The organism is Gemmata algarum (genome assembly GCF_034097035.1).
GTDB lineage: Bacteria > Planctomycetota > Planctomycetia > Gemmatales > Gemmataceae > Gemmata > Gemmata algarum.
Genome location: NZ_JAXBLV010000110.1, coordinates 1 through 16,745 on the forward strand (window position 1 = coordinate 1; position 16,745 = coordinate 16,745).

Here is a 16,745-nt window from a genome sequence, read left to right on the forward strand (position 1 = left end):
CGGCGGCGCGCTCCGCCGCCGGGTGCTGTGCGATCAGGTGTTCGGGCAGGTGGTAGTCGAAAAAGTGCATGAGTTGCGGACGGCGTAACGGTGTGCGGTGGGAAAGCACAACCCGTTGAGGTTGAGGTCTCTGCCCACCGCACGAGCGGCACTTACTTCACGCGGAGACTTACTTGAAGTTCTTTACCCATTCGTCGAATTCTTTCTTGTGCTTCTCGACGGTCTTGGCCGGCCCCAGAAGGGTGAGCGAGTAGACCGCGTCCTTGCCTTCAAAGATGACATAGATCTGGCGGTAGTTCTCGACCTTCGTGACCTTGGCGTTCGGGTCGAACGGCGGGAACTTCTTGAGCAGCGTGCCGGTGATGTCCTGGTACGTCGCTTCGCTCTTGCCGACCTTGATCTTCGACACGGCCGGCTTGGCGTCCTTCGCCAGCTCGAATTTCTTCACCTGCCGCTCGAGGTTCGCGTCCACGGTGCCGCCGCCGGGGGATTTGAACAGGGCCAGTTCGGCGTCCTCGGCGTCCCCCTTCTCCTTCGCCAGTTTGAACTGCGCCAGCCGCATCGCGTTCGACGGGGTCTCTTCCTTCCACCCGGCCGGAGTGGTGGACTTTAACCCGCCCCACTCGACCGCGACGCCCTTGTCCTCGGCGAGAGCGCTAACCGCAAACAGCGCGACCAGCGCGGAAGCGAACATCATACGCATGAGGGTGGCCCCTGTGCATGAAGGTGAACCGGTTCCGACACCGGGCCATTCTAGGGGCTGCGGTTGGAAGAGGTACCCGGTCTCAGCGACGGGCGGGATCGGGCCGGGTTACGAACGAATCCGAACCGCGTGCGGCAACGGCGCGACTTCGATATCGGCCGATGCGCCGCCGAAATTTTCCGCTTCATCGGCCGGCGGAATCGGCGGAACCTCTTTCACGGGTGCCGCGAACGAGGTGGGTACGACTTGTGGATCGAAGGGGACGCCCTCGGGCTCTTTTGCCCGGGCTTCGAGCAGTACGTCAGTATCCGTTACCTCGACCACATCCGCGAGACGTGTCGGTTCCGCAGAGGTTTCGGCAACCGGCACCTCCGGAGCGGGTGTCGGCTCCGGGGTGGCGAAAAAGGCGAAATGAACCGCCGCGTACCCGATCACGGCACTCGCCGCGCTGAACAGCGTCGCTTTTCGCATGGTCTCGCTCCTCCGTGCGTTGAAAGTGGGCCGGATAGCGAGGGTCGCGAGGCGGAGCAAGGTCAACCGAAAACGGGCCGCCGCTCCGCGATGGTCAGCCGTTTGAGCCACCCGCGCAGAAGCGCCGCGCGTTCCCGGGCCGCGTCCTCGGCCTCGGCGGACGAGACGCGAACGAATCGCACCCGATCTCCGGGCCGGAGTTGCGCGAGGCGGTCGAGATCGGCACGGATCACGTGAGCCACCTTCGGGTACCCACCGATCGTCTGACCGTCCGCACCGAGCACAACGGGTAAACCGTCGTTGGTTACCTGCACGGCCCCGGGCGCGACGGCTTCCGAAACTAGTTCTCCCGGCCTCCGCGCAAGCGACGCCCCGCGGAACCGCACGCCCATGCGGTTGCTCGCGGGCAACACGTCGTAGGTCTGCGTGAAGAACAGGTCGTCAATAAACCAATCGCGCTGCGGTCCATCGAGGGTACGAAGGCACTGGTCGCCTTCCCCGGCACTGAAGGGAGGTGAGAGATACGCTTCCCCTAACCACGCGAACGGAAAACCGCGCGGCTCACAACGGCTCGCGGCGCACGTCAGTACAGTCCCGGCGCGAAGCGGTTCCAGCGCGGAGCGGCTGCCGAGCACCTCGTTCGCTTCAAAACCGCCGGCCACGCACAAGTACGCCCGCGCGCCCGCCGCCGTTCCGCCGACCCGCAATACGTCTCCCGGATCGAGTTGGAAGGTCATTCCCGGGTTGAGTGACCGACCGTTCACAGTGCTTTGAAACGGCGCCCCGAAGATTGCGCACGCGGTCGGGTGAAGGGCTTCGAGAACCGGCCCCGCCAGCGCAACTTCCAGTGCCACGGTGTGCGGGGCGTTTCCGACGAGTGCGTTCCCGAGGGCAAGTGCGGCACGGTCGGCGGCGCCGCCGACTGGCACCCCCAGTGCGCGGCTCCGCTCGCGCCCGAAATCGACCAAAAGCGACTGGGAGCCGGACTCACGAACCGACAGACTCATGCGAAGGCCTTCAGCGTGAACCCGCGCCCCAGAAGCGCGGCCCGCACCGCTCGTGTGAACGTTACCGCTTCCGGGTTGTCGCCGTGAACACAGATCGTGCGCACGCCCTTCGCGCGAACCAGCCATTCAACTTGGGAAACGGCCTCGGCGGGGTCGTGAACGAACGCGTCGGGTTCCGTGCGTGGCACGAGCGAGCCGTCCGGCCGGTAACGGCGGTCCGCAAAACCCTCGGGTATGAACCGGCTGTTCAGTGTCTTCGTTGCGGCTTCGAGTTGCGAGCCCGGCAGGCCCACCACAGCGAGGTCGTAACTCGCCGCGACCTCAACGACCGTGTGCGCCAGGGTCCGGTCGCGGCAGGCTTGGTTGTAAAGGGCGCCGTGCGGCTTCACGTAGCGCACCTTGGGCGTCAGCGCGAGGAGTGCCCCGAGCTGGTACAGGCACAGTGCGGCCACGTCGTCCGGCAGAAGGGACTGCTCGATCCGTCCGAAATTGGCACGATCCGCGTACCCGGGGTGCGCCCCGACCGCCACGCCGTGCTGGCCCGCGAGTGCGAGCGTCGTGGCGATCTCGCTCGGCCCGCCCGCGTGCAGCCCGCAGCACACGTTGGCGGATGTGATGAGCGGCATCAGTTCGGCATCGAGGCCGACCCCTTCGCCAAGGTCCGCGTTCAAGTCAATTTCCATGCCGGCCTCATTTCAGTACACCCGCGGCAATGAGTCCGAGAATACCGACGCCGAGTAAAAGCCGGTACACCACAAACGCACTCGTACTGTAACGTTTCAGAAAGCTGAGTAGAAACGCAATCGCGAAATAGCCCACCACAGCCGACACCAGCAGCCCGACGACCAGGGCCCGGAGCTGTTCGCTGGCGAGCAGCGTTGCCCGCTCGTCGTACATTTCCTTCAGGCCGGCCCCGAGAATCGCTGGCAGCGACAACAGGAACGAGAACCGCGCTGCGGCGGGACGGCTCAGCCCCGCGAACAGCCCGGCGGTGATGGTCGTCCCGGACCGCGACCCGCCCGGCATCAGCGCGAGCGCCTGAAACGCGCCGATCCAGAGCGCGTCAAGCCAGGTGATTTCCGTCTCGGCGCGGGGCGGTTGCCCGCGGCGCGCCCGCCGCGCCGCCCACCACTCGGACAGGGCCATCAGGAGGGCGAACGCGATTGCCACGATCGCGATCGATGTCGGGTTAAAAAACGTCGCCTTGAGCCACTTCTTCAGCGTGAACCCCGCTACCACAACGGGCACGCTGCCGAGCACGATGAACCATCCGAGGCGCGATTCTGGTGTGCTGGCGAACCGCCGCACCCGAACGTCCGCCACAAGCCCCCGCAACATCTTCGCGATGTCCGAGCGGAAGTACACGAACACCGCGACCAGCGTTCCGAGCTGAATCACAACCGTAAACGCGTCTTCGGGCTTCTCGTGGCCCAGCAGGTTGCGCGCGACGAGGAGGTGCGCGGTGCTGCTGATCGGCAGGAACTCCGTGAGCCCCTGAATGATGCCCAACAATACGGCTTCCCAAATGGGCATTCCCGCTCCCGCTCTGGTAAAATGGCCGGACCACCGTTCGGAGCCGCCGATGCGACTTTCTGGTTCGCGTTCCCACCCGATCGCCCTCGGCCTCTTGGGGGCGCTTCTCTGCCCGGGGACGGCCCACGCGCACGCGATGAGCGCGAGCGTCGAGGTTCGGCCCGAGGTGGTTCGTGTAATAGTGTATTTTGAAGACGACCTGCCGGCCGAGCGTGCGACCGTAACCGTCACGAACGCGGCCGGTGCCGAGGTCGCTTCCGGCACCGCCGACGAGCACGGCGTGTGCTCGTTCCCCCCGCCACCGCCGGGTGAGTACAAGCTCGTTGCCAACTCCGCCGGGCACACCGCGAGGGTAACGTTTGTAGTCGCCCCGACCGCCGAAGCAGGGGCGTCTGTGGAGTTCGCAACTCCGTCCGTTAACAGGCCGTTGGGCTTGGCCCTCGGGATCGGCGGGTTGCTCGGCGCGTCCGCGCTGTTTTGGCTCTTTCGTCGCCGTTCGTGATTCCGCTCTCTCACATACGGAGCGTACCGTGTCGGCCGAAGCTCCCCAGAACCAACCACAATTGTCGAACGGGCCGGTTCCCACGCACGGTATCGAATGGACGCCGCACGGCAGCGAGACGGCGCCCGAAGCCGAGTCACTGTTCCGCGCCCTTCATGGCGCGGTGCGTGCGGTCCCGACTCCGTCCGCAAACGGCTTTCCTCATATCCCGGGGTACGAAATCGAGCGCGAACTCGGGCACGGCGGAATGGGCGTGGTGTACAAGGCGCGCGACACCAAGTTGAACCGCACCGTTGCGCTCAAAATGATCCGCACGGCCGACATCCCGTCCCCGGGACAGGTCGCCCGGTTCCGGGCCGAGGCCGAGGCGGTCGCCGCGGTGCAGCACCCGAACGTGATCCAGGTTCACGAGCTGTGCCCGCCCGGCTCCCCGCTCCCGTACTTCACGATGGAGTACATCGCGGGCGGCAGTCTGGCGCAATACCTCAACGAGCGCAAGATCATCACCCCGACCGAGGCGGCGCTGCTGATTGCCGCTCTCGCCGACGGGCTCAAAGCGGCGCACGACGCGGACATCGTTCACCGCGACATCAAGCCGGCTAACGTTCTGCTGGCGCAAGTGACAAGCTCGAAGGGCAGCACCGGGGCTGACGCTTTAGGTCCGGCAGCATCATCACTTTCCGACTTTTGCCCTAAGGTGACCGATTTCGGACTGGCAAAGCGGCTCGCGTTCGACCTGACGCGGACCCAGGAGCTCCGGGGAACGCCCGCGTACATGGCGCCGGAGCAGGCCGGCGGGGGCGCGTACGTCGGTCCGGCGGCCGACATCTACTCCCTCGGAGCGGTGCTGTTCGAGTGCCTGACCGGGCGCCTGTTGTTCCGCGGCGATGACGCGTTCGCAGTCGTTCAGCAGGTGCTCAGTACGCCCGCGCCGGCGCTCCGTGACCTGGCTCCCGCGGTCCCCCGTGACCTTGAGCTGATCTGCCTCAAGTGCCTGGAAAAAGAACCGCAGCACCGCTACCCGACAGCCGCGGCGCTCGCGGCCGACCTGCGCCGCTTTGTCGACGGGCTTCCGGTGAGCGTGCGCCCCATTGGCATCCCCGCGCGCGCGTACCGATGGGCGCGGCGGCGCCCGGCCGCCGCGGCCCTCGCCGCGATGCTGTTCGTGGTGCCCTCGGCCGCGGCGTGGGCGATCGAACGGATCAACACCAGCGCGGCGCGCGAGGCCGAAGCCCGGGCACTCGCTGAGACCTCCAAGGCGCGGGAGGACGAGGCAACCGCACGCGAGGAACTCGCCCGGATCGCCCGGCAAAATAAGGAGGCCGAGGGCCGGGAGATGCAACGGGCGCGAGACATCGCCGCGGTGCGCGAGCTGGTCGCGCTGCAAACGGTCCGGGCCGCCAGCCGGCCGCCGTCCTGGGCGCGCCAGAACCGCGCGGAGTTACTGACGGGGGTCGCTCTTGCCGGCGGCGACGCGCGAGTGCTCGGCGAGCTGCGCACCACCGGGGCGGTCGCGCTGCTCGCCGCTGATCTGAAACCACTCGACTCCGTACAGAAGAATTTTGACGCGTCGGCGATCGCCACGGATCCCAAAAGCGGATTGGTCGCGATCGGCGAGTACCTCGCTCGCGCGCCCCTCAAAGCGCACGTCCGGCTCATTGCTCCGGCGACCGGCACCTTGGTTCGTGAGCTGTCGTTCACGGCCGGAGCGGCGGTCGATTCCAACAACACCCCCGTGCCCGATAGCATCCGCGCGCTTGTGTTCAGCCCGGACGGAACAAAATTGTTTGTGGGCACCCGCAACTCCGAGGTCATCCGGTTCGATCTCGATCGCCCCGGGAGCGAACCGCTGCGGTGGAAGGCGTCCGCGCGCACGGTTGAGCAACTCGAGGTGTCGCCGGACGGCAAAATCGTGTACGGGCTGTGCCGGCCCGAAAGGCCGGTGTTCGCGTGGGATGCGGTCACCGGTAAGTTGATCACCAAGCTGGAGCCGTCCGGAAGCGCTCCGATCAACTCGTTTGCGGTGATGAGCGGAGGAGGGCTGATCACCGGCGACGGGAACGAGTTGCGCCGCTGGGGCGCGGACCACAAACTGGTCCACGCGGCCCCGAACGACGAGGTTTGGCGGCTCGCAGTCTCTAACTCCGGCGTGTTGCTTGTGGGCACCCGTCACAATCTGGACATGCACACGTCAGCCGATTTGACGCCGCTCGACCGGTTCGTCACCCCTGAGCTGCGCCGGGGCATTCACCAGGACTACGTCCGCACGATCGCGGTGCATCCGTCGGGCGCGTTCGTTGCAACCTCTTCGGGCGACACGGACCGCACGCTACGGGTGTGGGAGCTGGCGTCGGGCCGTCTCATCGGAACCGTCCTGGTGAAGGGCACGGGGCCGATCGCGGTGGCGTGGTCGGCCGACGGCAACACACTCCTTGCGACGGGCAACGAGCACATCGCGCGGTGGGCGTTCCAGACTGGGTCAGCGCAGCAGTTCGCCTGCGTCAATTCGCCCCCGGTTGCGGCGGCAACGTTCGGCACGGGAGGGCAAATCGTCGCCCTGACGGAACCCGTCGGCGCACGCCGCGAGTTGCTGCTCGGAGCGGCCGGCGGCCCGAGCCAAGCGTTCTGGTTCACCTCGCGCGGTGGCAACGGTCGCGCCGGGGTGGCACTCGCGCCGGCCGGATGGGTGGCGGTGACCACGCAAACACCCGGAATCATTCGCTGGAGACCTTCCGCAGCCGTCCCCACGCCGGGGTTCACCAGCGATATTGCGTGGTGCCCGCGGTTCGGCCCTGATAGTGGCGACAAATCGGCCCCGATGTGGGCGATCGTCGGGGGGAGTGGGGTTCATTCGTTCGACGCGAAGGGGCAGACGCGCACCACCTGGAGTAACTGGCTCGAGCGCAACACAAGCGGGCTGGGGAGCCTGGACGCACTCGCCGTCGGGCGCCAAGTGGTGGCGACGGGCGGGCGCAGCGGAACGGTTCATGTGCTCGATCCGCAAAAGGGTTCGTGGTTGTTCAGCGTGCCCAACCCGGGCGACCCGGTTCGCGCGCTGGCGGTTGCCCCTGACGATCAACTCATCGCCGGAGGAACGCAGAGCGGCAAGGTGCGGATGATTCGCCCGTCGGACCGCCAGGAACTGCCAGCCCTATCGGCCCATGCGGATGAGGTGACGGCGGTGTGTTTGAACCACAGCAACGAGTTGCTCGCGACCAGCGGGCGCGACCGCACGGTGAAGTTGTGGAAGCGGGTGGGCGAGCGGTTCGAGCTACTGTTTACGGTGCCCGATTTGGCCGGCCCGGTGAATGGACTTCAATTTCACCCTGTGGACAACCGATTGCTCGTCCAGATCACCCAGGAACGAGCCGTGCGCGTGTGGGACATCGACAAGCTGCGAGCGCAACTCGGGCGATACCGGCTCGCGTGGTGAGTTCAGCGAAGGGCCGCCGTGCGGCGGACGGCGGCCCGATCGCTCTCCCTCGCCCGGGCGCGCAACTCGGGCGGGCACCGTCGGCGGAGCAGCGCGTGGCACATCAGCGCCGTTCCCAAGTTTGTGTCGGGGTCCGCTTCGCCGAGCGCGTACACCGACCGGCACTGTTCGGCGGTCAGTTCCTCGCGCTCCTCGGACCAGTCGCGAAATGCCGCCCAGCGCCAGAACCGCGTCGGGCGCTGAGGCGCCTGGCCTGCGCACCGGGCGAAGTATTCGGCGCTCTCGGCGCACGCCACGCCGGCCGCGAACCAGCTCTCGGGGAACAGCGGCGCCATGCCTCAGCTCACGTGCGAGTCGCGCCCCGGTAGGGGGTAGACTTCCATCAGCCCGTAAGCGGTATCGGCCATTCCGATCGCGCGATACGTGGCCTGTGCGCGCGTGTTGTCGCGCTCGAAATACAGCCGCAGCCCGATCACCGTCGGGTCGGCCGCTGCGTGCCGCTCGATCGTGCGGTACAGCGCTCGAAACACGCCGCTGCGCCGTGCCGGCTCGCTCACGTAAACGCTCTGGATCCACCAGAACCAGCCGTTGCGCCAGTCGCTCCACTCGAACGTGATCATCATCTGGCCGACGACCTCGCCGTTCAGCTCGGCAACCGTGTAGAACCCGCGCGCCGGGTCCGCGAGCACCGCACGCACGCCGGCCGTGAGCACCGCCGGGTCGAGCCGCTTGTGCTCCGTTTCCCATGCGATGAGTGTGTTAAAGGCGACCAGCACCGCTTCGTCGTGAGCCGTCGCCCGGCGGATCGTTACGCTCATATCTCTGCCCCCGTGCCGGCAAGCGGTTCTTCCCGTTTCGGTGCGACACGCTAAGACAAGACGGAGTTCCGCCCCGCTCGCTCCGGGTGCCCGCACCAGAGCCCGGAACGTGGAACGCCCCGGAGCCCGCGATGGATCTGACCGCCTACATCCGCGACGTACCGGACTTCCCGAAGCCCGGCATCCTGTTCAAGGACATCATGCCGCTGCTCGGTGCCCCCGCGGCGTTCGCGTTCGCGATCGAGCGGTTGGCCGGGCACTACCCCGCCGATCGGATCGACGTGCTGGCAGCGGCCGAGGCCCGCGGGTTCCTGTTCGCGGCGCCGATGGCGCTGGCGCTGAAGAAACCGCTCGTGCCGCTGCGCAAGCCCGGGAAACTGCCCGGAGCGACTCACAGTTTCAGATACGACCTCGAGTACGGTTCGGCCGAGTTGCATGTCCACACGGACGCCATCGCCCCCGGCGCGCGGGTGCTGCTCGTGGATGACGTGCTCGCGACCGGCGGTACGATGGCCGCCGCGTGCAAACTCGTGGAACAGGCCGGTGGGGTTGTGGCCGGCTGTGCGTTCCTGATCGAGTTGTCGTTTCTGAACGGTCGCACCCCGCTCGCGGGGTACGAAGTGTTCAGCCTCATCTCTTACTGACACTTACAGCTTTAACACATGCCCACCGTAAGCTGTCCGTCGTGTGGTCGCGCGTTAGAGGTAGACCACAGCTACCGCGATTGGACCGTGCGGTGCCCGCATTGCGCGACCGAGTTCGTGCCCGGGGAGGTCTCTCCCGCCGCATTTGAGGCGGACCAACAGCGCCGGTACGACCGTGATGCCCCCGACGACGATCGCCCCGGGCGGCGCCGGCGCCGCCGGGATGACCGGCAAGAGGCGAAGGAAGTGGTCTACTCCCCGGGGCTCTGGTTGGAACTGTGCGGGTGGATCGGCGCGCTGGTGCTGATGGGCGGGGCCATGTTCTGGCTGCTGGTGAGTGCCGGCGCCAAAAACAATCCGAATGCTAATGACGACGAGGCAATGGGAATCGTGCTCGCAGTCCTTTCTGGGCTGAGCGCAATCCCTTACGCGGTGGTAATGGTTGTTGGCGGGCGCAAGATGCGTTCGCTCTCCGGCTACGGTTGGGCGCTGATCGCATCGATCGGTGGCATCTCGTCGGTGGTGCTGTTCCCGTTCGCGTGTGTGTTCGCGTTCGTTCCGGTCGTGTTCGGCGTCTGGGGTCTTGTGGCACTCGCCAACCCCGTGGTGTCGTTGGCGTTCGACGAAAACGCTCGCGGCTCGGACGAATGGGGCGGTTGAGGAATCAGCGACCGCGAAGGACATCAACCAAAACGCAGCGCCGGCGAGCAGACGTGCCGTTTATCCCGGTTAACGGCTGTGGATCGCCGCGAAGCGACACGTGAGACGGCGGATCTGATACAACAGCTTCATGAACACCACACTGGACTTTGATAAGGCTGGCGGCTTGGTACCCGCGGTGGCCCAGGATGCAGACACGGGTGAAGTGCTGATGCTCGCGTGGATGAACCGCGAAGCCTTCGAGGAGACGGTTCGCACGGGTCGGGCGGTCTATTTCAGCCGCAGCCGTAACAAATTGTGGCGTAAGGGTGAGGAGAGCGGGCACGTCCAGGAGGTGAAGAGCATCTTCGTCGATTGTGACGCCGACACTGTCCTGCTTAAAGTGACCCAGCTCGGCGGGGCCGCCTGTCACGAAGGTTACAAGAGCTGTTTCTTCCGCCAGCTCGACGGTGACGAGCTGAAAGTGATCGCCGAGCGGATCTTTGACCCGAAGGCCGTGTACAAGAAGTAAGCCGTAGGGAAGTCGACGCTCTGCGAGTTCAGGGTAAAAAACTGCAACTGAGGAAAATCAGCGAAACAACTCTGACGGGTCAAACTCGCAAACGAAATCAAGCTGTGGCGTTTGCGGCCAAATCCTCCGGTGGTTCGCTCTCTTCGGGTCCGTTCCGATCCGCTGTCACGAGTGTCACTCGCCCTCACCTTGTCTCGTGACACTCGACCGCGGTATGGTGCCGGGTGAAGGTTGCTTGGCCCGCAGGATGCACCCATGATCCGCACGTTCGCGTTCTGTACGCTTGTAACCCTGTTGGTGGGTTGCACCAAATACCACTCGCGCGCACAAGGCCCGTTCGCTCGCGAGGGCGAACGGGAGCGCCCGTTCGTGTCTAAACCGCTCGCAAGTCAGTCCCCTCTCGCACTCGGGGCACCGGCCCCGGTTACGAGTTCCGGGGCCGATGATCACCCCGTTGTGCCGCCGCGCGGCACGCTCTCAGAATCAACGGCCAAAGCTGACCCGCCGAACGAACTCGACGACCCGAACGGCTTTCCACCGCTGCGTAAGCGTCCGGAACCGAAGCCGGGAGCGATGCCATCGCCGTTCGCGCCCAAACACGCCAACGCGCCGAAGTCACCTGATTCCGAAAAAGCGCCCGAGTCCGCAAAAGGACTTTCGGAGGTGAAAGCCGTTCTCGCCACAGCAAACGCCGCGTGGAAAGCGGTGGACACCTTTGAAGGGACGTTGACCAAGCGAGAAATCAGCCCGCAGGGCACACCGATCAACGAAATGGTGCTGTTCCAGTACCGACGCGAGCCGATGGCCGTGTTCACCCGCGTACTGAGCGAAAAGGGAAAGGGCCGCGAGATCGTCTACAACCCGAGTAAGCATGAGGATAAGATCTACGTCAAGGTCGGCAAGGACGACCACCCGCTGCTGAAGGCGGGTCGGCTCGCGCCGCCGGTGTCGCCCGACAGCGCAATGGTCAAAGAGAAGTCGCGGTACAGCATCCGCGACACCGGGTTCGGCCGTCACCTCACGCGGTTGGGCGACACGGTGGCGAAGATTGACGACGGGAAGTTGCCCGCAGACGCCCTCACGTTTCACGGGCCTGCTAAACGTGATGAGTATTCCTACCCACTGACGGCAATCGCCCACAACCTGCGGTCGGGTGAAGATCCGATTTTGGCAAACGGCGGCACGCGAACGTACTTCTTTGACCTGAAGGAAAACTCGCCGTCCCGCGGGTTGCCGGTCCTCATCATCGCGACCGACGGGAGTGGGAAGGAAAACGAGTACTACCTGTTCGAGAACATCAAACTGCCGGCGAACCTGACGGACGCGGACTTCAGTCCTGAGCGGTTGAAGAAGTAGGCGAATCAGGGGGTTCGGGAGCGTTCGTGGGCGGGTCGTCGCATGACGCACGGCCCGTTCCGGGTTCCCACGAGTAACTGACGGCATTGGGGTCACGACGCGGCGCGGACTCCGGTCGATCCGCCGAGTCTTCTGCTTGGGGAATCGGTTGGAGTGCCGCGTCTGCCGGCGTTGAAGCGTCGGGTTCTTCTTTGGCTTCTTTGGCAGTAACCGTGACCGCGGTTTCAAGCGTTCGGAACGGTACCTCAATGACGTACCGTTTGGTGAATACTTTCTCGACGAGCGCGGGTAGGGTCACGGATGGGTCCTGGAACCCGAGCCAAACGGAACGGACGTTCTCATAGAGTAAGGGGATGACTTCGCGCGAGACTGATGTCCACCCGCCCTCGACAGCCGTCATAATGTCGAGGTGAGGAAGGGCAAATACCACATCCTCTGCTTCAGGCGCACGTGCCGCCCAACGCATTTGGGCGAGTGCAGCCAACATCACTCCCCCTTCTGCTCCTATCGCATCTTTATCCTTGATTCGACCGTCCAGATATCCGATCCGGGTGTTGGCGGCCTGCAAGCGCTGTTTCAATCCGATGTACAGCGGCAGCGTCCACCCTTTGTCAGCCACCACCAAGCAACACGTTCCGTGACGTAAGTCACTGGACAAATCGGCAAGAGCTGTTGCGAACGGGGCAACGTCGGGCGAAGTGGGCATCAATTTACTCGCTGAAGCGTTCGTGACTGTCGCTACAGTTGGCCGCTGGCGGTCGGGAAGGCAAAGTACCGCGACAGTGGTCCGGCTGATCAGGTTCGTCTGGTCATTAATAAGATTGCGGCAATAGTAACTGGTGCAGGCAACCCGAGCAACGGATGAACCGTTCGCAGACGCGGATTCTGTATCTCCAATTCGGGTTGCCCGTCCTGCCCTGTCATCGTGTCAGCAGGGGCGGAAGTCCTGGCAGTTACTCGCGCTCCGTTTACCCGTCTCTGGCTTGACTTCTCGCGCGCATCTAACGTATCTTTCAGCGGTTACTGCTGAGGCTGTTCTCTCCCGTCGGCTTCGGCACCTCGTTTGCAGCTTTCGAATCCCACTATTCCTTCCATGCGTCGTTGCCGTCAGCCCCGGTTGGTGCGCGTGCAGGGAGGTGCAAGCCATGCTGCCCGTACCCCGCCCCGCCGAGGGCGAACCGACGAAAACCGAACCGCCGAAGGCAGAGTACGCGCCGTGTGAAACCCGGTTTTCGATCCTCATTGCCGATGATGACCGCGGGACGCGTGAGGCGCTCGCCGAGATGCTTGACCGTCGCGGGTTCCGCACGGTGCTCGCGGCGGACGGCAGCCAGGCTGTCGAGTTGGTGCAGGTGGACCTCGTCCATCTGGTGCTGTTCGACATGCACATGCCCCGGCTCACCGGTCTCGAGGCGTTTGCGGTGATCCGTCAAACGCTCGACCGGTTGCTGCCCGCGGTGCTGATGACGGCTGACGCGACCAACGACCTGATCCGTCAAGCGTTCGCCGCGCAAGTGTACAGCGTGATCCCGAAACCGGTAAACGGTAACGTAGTGCTGCACACCCTGGAGCGAGCCCTGGTGAAGGTGTACGGCCCGCGGCCCGAACCGAAAGAGAAGCCCGAGGACAAGGCCAGCGCGCCCCCGCCGGGTACCGCACCCTGACCGTTTCTGTCTGTTGCCACGAGGAGAGCCGAACGATGGCCCTGAAGATTGTGCCCCTGAACGACAAGATCGTGGTCGAGCGCCTGGAAGCCGACGACAAGACGGCGGGCGGGATCATCCTGCCGGACAGCGCCAAAGAGAAGCCGAAGCAGGGTAAGGTGCTGGCGGTCGGCGAGGGGAAGCCGCTCGAAGGCGGCAGCCGAGCCCCGTTCCAGGTGAAAGTCGGCGACCGCGTCCTGTTCACCAGTTACGCGGGCAGCGAGGTCACCATTGACGGCAAAGAGTACCTCATCTGCACTGAGGACGACCTGCTTGCGGTGGTTGATTGATCGCGTCTGATTTCGGAGCCTAGCGAACCTGTATTAAGTTTCCCGGGCGTTGTCGGGCTGGGCGTGCAGCGGACAGGCTGCACGCGATCGTTACCCCGTTAGGGGGACGACTCTCAGCTCGAACAATGTGCCGGGAAATTCTCTTGAATGGCCGCTCACAGTTCGTTGTTCGTTCCTCTCGCGACGGCCGGCACTTTCACCTTTTCTTTCTTCTGTCAAAAAAAGTCCTTGCAGCGCCGTCCACGCGGATTATATTGTGACGATTATTCCGGCTTTTGCTGGGAGAATGCGTGCTTGGCTCCTCGCGGTTTGTGCCTGCTCCGTGTCTGAGCAGGGCCGCATGGCGCAGCGTAAGCACGGGCGCATGGTGGCTTCGGTTTCGCATGGCTACGAACATCTACGTCGGTAACTTGCCTTGGGCAACGACGGACAGCGAACTGTCCGAAATGTTCCAGCAGTACGGCGCGGTGATCCGCGCACAGATCGTGATGGATCGCGAAACGGGCCGCAGTCGCGGGTTCGGCTTCGTGGAAATGGCCAACGAGCAAGAAGCCCAGGCTGCCATCGCCGCGCTCAACAATCAGCTTATGAACGGCCGCCCGCTGACCGTGAACATCGCGAAGCCGCGTGAGGGCGGTGGCGGTGGTCGCGGGGGCGGCGGTGGTGGTTACGGCGGTGGTGGTGGGGGCGGCCGTCGCGGTGGCGGTGGCGGTTATGGTGGCGGCGGTGGGGGTTACGGTGGGGGCGGCGGCGGCGGTTACGGCGGGGGTTACGGTGGCGGTGGTGACCGCTACTGATCCGAACAGCCCGTAACTTCTGGCTTACCCAGAAACCTCGGACGCGTTGCCCTGACGACCGAGCCGACAGATCTCTTGTCACGTTAGCAATTTCGCGACGAAGACATCTTGGGGATCTTCTCGCTTCCGCTCGTTCGTATCCCGACGGTCTTAAACAAACAACACGCTCGGTGCATGTGGTTCTACCACACACCGGGCGTGCCCGCGTTAACTGATACGGGTTCGAGAACCGAACCCGGCGGTATACGGCCAAGGAAGAGGCGATTGAGGTAGAAAGGCGGTTGAAGAGGTTCTGGCAAACACGTAATTTCGTGTCGAACTGGCCGTCGGCGGAGAAGCCGTCGCGGACGAATCACCTTTCGCGAGTGCAGCGCCTACCAGCACTCATTTTTCTGGCCCGCACAACGATTGCACCCACCGTCAGTTACGAGCAGAGACTTGAGGTAATTTTTACCGATTGCTTGGTTTTTTCTTGACGTGAGCCCCCTGACCCGGCAATCTATTCCTCACGCCGCTGACGGATCAGCGACGCCCATCACACTCAGCCAGGGAGGGTTACACCATGCTCGTTACTACTGAATCCAAGGCTCAGGGCTGGCGCGCGGTTGCGGTGTTCGACGACCGCGGCGATGCTCTTCTCGTCGTCGGGCGTTCGTCCACCCAGGTTCGCCAGATGTACGCCGAAGCGTTCACGGAAGTGCTCGACGAAGAAGAACGCGAACACGTCACGACGATTCAACTCCAACAATGGAGCGGCGCCCCGGATGCCGGCCGCTGGACGTTGAAGACGACCCTGAAAGTGCCGGCCCCGGTCTCGAAGGTCCGTGTTGCTGCGTAATCAAGTTTGACAGTTGAACCGCAAGCGTATGGGAGTGAGTGCTGAGCCCTGAATGCCTCTCGCCTCACTCCCGGCGGTAACCTCCTGGCGCCTGCGAACCCATCTCGCTTTCTGCCTGTCTATCTGATCTCGACTTCTGCACCGCGAACAGGTTGTCCGGCCTCTGCAATCCGGCCCGTTTACCGGGCTTGCATCCGGACAGCCTGCGCCGAACAATACTCCAGACCTGTTACGCCGGCCGCGCCTGTACCGTAAGCCTGGACGCCTCTCCGCGCGCCGATCCGAGAGAAAGGACCTACTGATGAACTCCTACGCCTCGTTGTGCGACGACTTCGGCGTTTCGACCTACGTTCACGGTAAGCTCGAAATGCCCAGCGCGCGCGAAACGGTGCTCCACTTCTTCGAGGCGCTCCAAAAGGTGTCGCCCAAGATGACGGAGTTCGAGAAACGCAGCGACACCGAATACATGCTCGAAGAAGAACGGGACTCCGGCAGCTATCGGTGGGCTTCACTTGACCACCGGCGGCTGAGTACCGGATTCGTGAATCCCCCTGCCCTGGAGGATGCCGACGCTCACAACGAACGGGTGTTGGAAATGGCCGCCGGCCACCTCGACCTCGGGCCGCTGCAAACCGAGTCGGTCGATGTGCTCTACTACTTCGACTTCCTGTATCAAGGGAACCACGACGAGGTCGTTGCCGAGGCGCTAACGGTTGGGACGCCCCTCGAGTCGCTTGTCCAAGTACCCGCGGCGCGGGTGCTGCACTACCAGCCCACCATGATGCTCGCGCTGGACGAAGGGTGTCAGTTGCAGGCCCGGCTCAGCATCGAGACCCGCACGAACGCATACCAAGTGCGGACCAACAGTTTCCCGGAGTCGCCAGTCACGGTGTATTTCACGGTGCGGCAGTTCTGGGGGAAGCAACCGTTCAAGACGTTTGCTGAAAGCTATCACAACCAGCGCCGCGTTCTCGACGAGCTGGTGAGCACCTACGTCGTGCCCCAGATCATCAACCCGCTGGCGAAGGCGATCAGCGCGAAGCAGTAACGGACGTTGCCGCTCAGGACTCGAATCGTAAACGGGGGTCCTGGGCGTTGCTCGTGTGGTACGAATTGCTGCGCTACTCGCTGCCCGACACGTCTTTCACGAACGCCACCAAGCCGATGACAAACAAGATCGGCGGGTAGATGAAAATGGTGTCGTTCGCCGCCCCAGCCATGAACCAAATCGCTGCAATCACCATCGCAAGCGTTCCGCCCCATTTCCCACTGTTAAGCACCTTTCCTTCAAGACTGCTTGCCGATTCCGACGGTTACCCCTTCTTGCTCCGGTGTTCGCGACGCGACTCCGGCTCAACAGACTGCCGGGGCATGTATTTTGCGGTAGTTAGGACCATTTGACCGCCCGACGTGTTGCTCGAGTCTGTCTGTTCCGTGCGGGCGTCGTGCTGATCTCGGTCGTGCTGGGTGCGGTGTGGT

20 protein-coding genes are annotated in these 16,745 nt (G+C 64.2%); 11 read left to right on the top strand and 9 right to left on the bottom strand.

Annotation, left to right across the window (positions count from 1 at the left end):
* Positions 1–169: 169 nt before the first annotated feature.
* The 5 genes from R5W23_RS09280 to uppP form a co-directional block, all read right to left on the bottom strand.
* Positions 170–703 carry a hypothetical protein gene (locus R5W23_RS09280; RefSeq protein ID WP_261186897.1) on the bottom strand — a complete coding sequence of 178 codons (534 nt, stop codon included), beginning with the start codon at positions 701–703 and terminating at the stop codon, positions 170–172.
* A gap of 108 nt (positions 704–811) precedes the next feature.
* A complete protein-coding gene (locus tag R5W23_RS09285; protein ID WP_320686092.1) occupies positions 812–1,138 on the bottom strand; it encodes a hypothetical protein in 327 nt (108 codons plus the stop codon).
* Positions 1,139–1,236: 98 nt separating this feature from the next.
* The gene (locus R5W23_RS09290; RefSeq protein ID WP_320686093.1) at positions 1,237–2,181 is read right to left on the bottom strand and encodes a 5-oxoprolinase subunit C family protein; all 945 of its coding nucleotides are present in this window, start codon (positions 2,179–2,181) and stop codon (positions 1,237–1,239) included.
* Positions 2,178–2,864, bottom strand: a complete 687-nt coding sequence (locus R5W23_RS09295) for a 5-oxoprolinase subunit PxpA (protein WP_320686094.1) — start codon at positions 2,862–2,864, stop codon at positions 2,178–2,180. The genes R5W23_RS09290 and R5W23_RS09295 overlap by 4 nt, the downstream gene beginning before the upstream one ends.
* A gap of 7 nt (positions 2,865–2,871) precedes the next feature.
* Entirely contained in the window at positions 2,872–3,714 is an 843-nt protein-coding gene (uppP, locus tag R5W23_RS09300; RefSeq protein ID WP_320686095.1) for an undecaprenyl-diphosphatase UppP, read from the bottom strand.
* Between the two features lie 49 nt (positions 3,715–3,763).
* Here uppP and R5W23_RS09305 point away from each other — a divergent pair, with 49 nt between their 5' ends.
* Positions 3,764–4,216 (top strand): carboxypeptidase-like regulatory domain-containing protein, encoded by a 453-nt coding sequence (locus R5W23_RS09305; RefSeq protein ID WP_320686096.1) that lies wholly within the window; start codon positions 3,764–3,766, stop codon positions 4,214–4,216.
* Between the two features lie 28 nt (positions 4,217–4,244).
* Positions 4,245–7,649, top strand: a complete 3,405-nt coding sequence (locus R5W23_RS09310) for a WD40 repeat domain-containing serine/threonine-protein kinase (RefSeq protein WP_320686097.1) — start codon at positions 4,245–4,247, stop codon at positions 7,647–7,649.
* A gap of 2 nt (positions 7,650–7,651) precedes the next feature.
* On the opposite strand, the gene R5W23_RS09315 is transcribed toward R5W23_RS09310, so the two are convergent.
* Positions 7,652–7,984 (bottom strand): hypothetical protein, encoded by a 333-nt coding sequence (locus R5W23_RS09315; RefSeq protein WP_320686098.1) that lies wholly within the window; start codon positions 7,982–7,984, stop codon positions 7,652–7,654.
* Positions 7,985–7,987: 3 nt separating this feature from the next.
* Positions 7,988–8,467 carry a GNAT family N-acetyltransferase gene (locus R5W23_RS09320; protein WP_320686099.1) on the bottom strand — a complete coding sequence of 160 codons (480 nt, stop codon included), beginning with the start codon at positions 8,465–8,467 and terminating at the stop codon, positions 7,988–7,990.
* Between the two features lie 131 nt (positions 8,468–8,598).
* On the opposite strand from R5W23_RS09320, the gene R5W23_RS09325 reads away from it, so the two are divergent.
* The 4 genes from R5W23_RS09325 to R5W23_RS09340 all read left to right on the top strand — a co-directional run bounded on the left by R5W23_RS09325 (position 8,599) and on the right by R5W23_RS09340 (position 11,638).
* Positions 8,599–9,111 carry an adenine phosphoribosyltransferase gene (locus tag R5W23_RS09325; RefSeq protein WP_320686100.1) on the top strand — a complete coding sequence of 171 codons (513 nt, stop codon included), beginning with the start codon at positions 8,599–8,601 and terminating at the stop codon, positions 9,109–9,111.
* Between the two features lie 87 nt (positions 9,112–9,198).
* A complete protein-coding gene (locus R5W23_RS09330) occupies positions 9,199–9,771 on the top strand; it encodes a hypothetical protein (RefSeq protein WP_320686101.1) in 573 nt (190 codons plus the stop codon).
* Positions 9,772–9,901: 130 nt separating this feature from the next.
* The gene (gene hisI, locus R5W23_RS09335) at positions 9,902–10,282 is read left to right on the top strand and encodes a phosphoribosyl-AMP cyclohydrolase (RefSeq protein ID WP_320686102.1); all 381 of its coding nucleotides are present in this window, start codon (positions 9,902–9,904) and stop codon (positions 10,280–10,282) included.
* A 255-nt stretch (positions 10,283–10,537) separates the two neighbouring features.
* Complete coding sequence (locus R5W23_RS09340; RefSeq protein ID WP_320686103.1) at positions 10,538–11,638, top strand: DUF1571 domain-containing protein; 1,101 nt, start codon at positions 10,538–10,540, stop codon at positions 11,636–11,638.
* Here the strand turns inward: R5W23_RS09340 and R5W23_RS09345 are convergent.
* Positions 11,613–12,263: a hypothetical protein gene (locus R5W23_RS09345; RefSeq protein WP_320686104.1), complete on the bottom strand. Its 651-nt coding sequence runs from the start codon at positions 12,261–12,263 to the stop codon at positions 11,613–11,615. The genes R5W23_RS09340 and R5W23_RS09345 overlap by 26 nt on opposite strands.
* A 520-nt stretch (positions 12,264–12,783) precedes the next feature.
* On the opposite strand from R5W23_RS09345, the gene R5W23_RS09350 reads away from it, so the two are divergent.
* The 5 genes from R5W23_RS09350 (at position 12,784) to R5W23_RS09370 (ending at position 16,314) form a co-directional block, all read left to right on the top strand.
* The gene (locus R5W23_RS09350) at positions 12,784–13,302 is read left to right on the top strand and encodes a response regulator (RefSeq protein WP_320686105.1); all 519 of its coding nucleotides are present in this window, start codon (positions 12,784–12,786) and stop codon (positions 13,300–13,302) included.
* Positions 13,303–13,337: 35 nt separating this feature from the next.
* Entirely contained in the window at positions 13,338–13,631 is a 294-nt protein-coding gene (gene groES / locus R5W23_RS09355; protein ID WP_010037711.1) for a co-chaperone GroES, read from the top strand.
* Positions 13,632–14,014: 383 nt separating this feature from the next.
* Entirely contained in the window at positions 14,015–14,428 is a 414-nt protein-coding gene (locus tag R5W23_RS09360; RefSeq protein WP_320686106.1) for an RNA recognition motif domain-containing protein, read from the top strand.
* 562 nt (positions 14,429–14,990) lie between these two features.
* Entirely contained in the window at positions 14,991–15,266 is a 276-nt protein-coding gene (locus tag R5W23_RS09365; protein ID WP_261186913.1) for a hypothetical protein, read from the top strand.
* A gap of 301 nt (positions 15,267–15,567) precedes the next feature.
* Positions 15,568–16,314: a hypothetical protein gene (locus R5W23_RS09370; protein ID WP_261186914.1), complete on the top strand. Its 747-nt coding sequence runs from the start codon at positions 15,568–15,570 to the stop codon at positions 16,312–16,314.
* A 73-nt stretch (positions 16,315–16,387) separates the two neighbouring features.
* Here R5W23_RS09370 and R5W23_RS09375 read toward each other — a convergent pair whose 3' ends face one another.
* Positions 16,388–16,510, bottom strand: a complete 123-nt coding sequence (locus R5W23_RS09375) for a hypothetical protein (RefSeq protein ID WP_320686107.1) — start codon at positions 16,508–16,510, stop codon at positions 16,388–16,390.
* Between the last annotated feature and the right edge of the window lie 235 nt (positions 16,511–16,745).